General features: G+C 71.2%; 3 protein-coding genes. All 3 read left to right on the top strand.

Features of this window, described 5'->3' with window-relative positions; translation table 11 throughout:
- Window positions 1–233: hypothetical protein (locus tag VIB55_RS04090; RefSeq protein WP_331875395.1), on the top strand; the 233-nt coding region annotated here is incomplete at its 5' end.
- Between the two features lie 8 nt (window positions 234–241).
- Window positions 242–1294, top strand: a complete 1053-nt coding sequence (locus tag VIB55_RS04085) for a fatty acid desaturase (protein ID WP_331875394.1) — start codon at window positions 242–244, stop codon at window positions 1292–1294.
- Window positions 1291–1856: hypothetical protein (locus tag VIB55_RS04080; RefSeq protein ID WP_331875393.1), on the top strand; the 566-nt coding region annotated here is incomplete at its 3' end. The genes VIB55_RS04085 and VIB55_RS04080, both read left to right, overlap by 4 nt.

The following is a 1856-nucleotide window of genomic DNA, read 5'->3' as shown; positions in this document are numbered from 1 at the left end:
TGGGGCTGTATGCGCTCGCGTTCGGCTTTCTGCTGGCGCGCGCGGCGATCGACCCGGCGGGGCACCGCTCCGTAATCGCGGCCGCCATCCTCCTGCAGAGCGTGCGCGCGGCCTCGCGGCTGGCATCGGCGGGAACGCTGCGCGCGGCGTTCGGGGTGGCGCCGGCGCGCAACGGGCTGAATGCCGCCGTGCTCGTCGCCCAGGCGGGGCTGCTCGCGTGGTTCTTTCCGTGAACGTCACGATGGATCGAGAAGAGCTGGCCTCGGAGCGCGCCGCGGTACGCGGAGAGGTGGACCACGGCCCCAACCAGGCCGCGCGCGCCACCGCCGCGGCGCGGGCGACGATCTCGGGGGGTGTCGAGGCGCAGCTCGCGGCGCTTCGGCAGCCGGACGCGCGCAAGCGGCTGGGTGAGCTGGCTACGTTCGGCGCGCTGTGGATGGCGGGTGGCGCGCTGGTGATGTGGGGGTTGGCGCTGCCGCCATCCGCGGCGCACTGGGCGTTGCGGGCGGCGGGAACGCTGCTGGCGGCGCTCACCATCCACGTCTGCCTGCTGCTGCTGCACGACGGCATCCACCACTCGCTCTTCCGCGGCCGGCGCCTGAACCGCTGGGCGTCCGTAGCGCTGGGCAGCGCGTCGCTGATCTCGTTCAGCGCGTACCAGGTGCTTCACGAGCGGCACCACATCTACCTCGGCGATCCGCGAGATCCCGACGACTACCGCAACTACAGCTGCAACCCGCGCGTCGTCTGGGCGATGCACTACGTGCGGCTGTTCCTGGGCGCGTTCGTATACATCCTGGCGATTCCCGTGATGGCGTTCCGGAAGGGCACGCCGCGCGACCGCCGCCGCATCGTGCAGGAGTACGCGGTGCTGGGCGTGGTCTACGCGCTCCTGGCGTGGATCGTCCCGGCACAGGTGCTCGTGCACGCGTGGCTGCTTCCGATCATCCCGGCGGGGCTGATGGTGAACGTCCGCTCGCTGGCGGCTCACGGCATTACCGACGCCGCCGACCCGTTCCTGGCCAGCCGCTCCATCCAGGCGCACCCCGTGGTCGCGTTCTTTCTTCGCAACGAGAACTACCACCTGGAGCACCACCTCTTTCCCGAGGTGCCCAGCTACAACCTGAAGCGCGTGCACCAGCTGGTGTGGCACCGGATGCCGCGCGCGGTCGGCGGGCGCTCGTACCTGGGCTTCGTTGCGCGCTTCGTGCGCGCCTCGGCGCGGATGGACGATCGCCCCATCGGCCTCACCACGCCCGCCGCCACGGCGCGAGAAGCGCCGGTAGCGGGATGAGCGTGCCGCGGCGAATTCCGGCCTGGGTGTGGATAGCGGGTGGGGTGACGGCGGCGGTGTTTGCCTTTGCGCGCAAGCAGAACCGAGGCAAGCGGGTGGGCGGGCCCATCTCGCTCCCCAAGACGCTGTGGCTGAACTACACGCTGGTCTCCTGGTTCGTGATCCCGGGCGCGCTCCTGCGCCGTCACGACCTGTCGCCCGGCGCGCGGGCGGCGCTGCAGGCGCACCTGATGAGCTTCGTGGCGCGTGGATCCGCGGAGATGTGGCTGCTCTATCGCACGCACTCGTGGCGGGTGGCATATGGCGTCGGACACGACGCGCTCGATCTGGCGCTGATCACGGTGGCGCTGGGGCGAGGCGGCCGCGGCGGGCCGGCGGATGGGATCGCGCGGCGGCACCTGGATGCGATCCGTGCGACGCTGCTGTTCGAGATGGCGTTCGCGTCGCTCTTCCACTTCGCGATCGACGGGGCAACGAAGGGGGAGGACGGCATCTACTTCGCCTCGAACGAACCCCGGTTCCGCCGCATCAACGCGCTCACGGCCGCCGTGGACGTGGCGGC

Source organism: Longimicrobium sp. (assembly GCF_036554565.1).
Lineage (GTDB): Bacteria > Gemmatimonadota > Gemmatimonadetes > Longimicrobiales > Longimicrobiaceae > Longimicrobium.
This window is presented reverse-complemented; position numbering and strand designations above follow the sequence as displayed.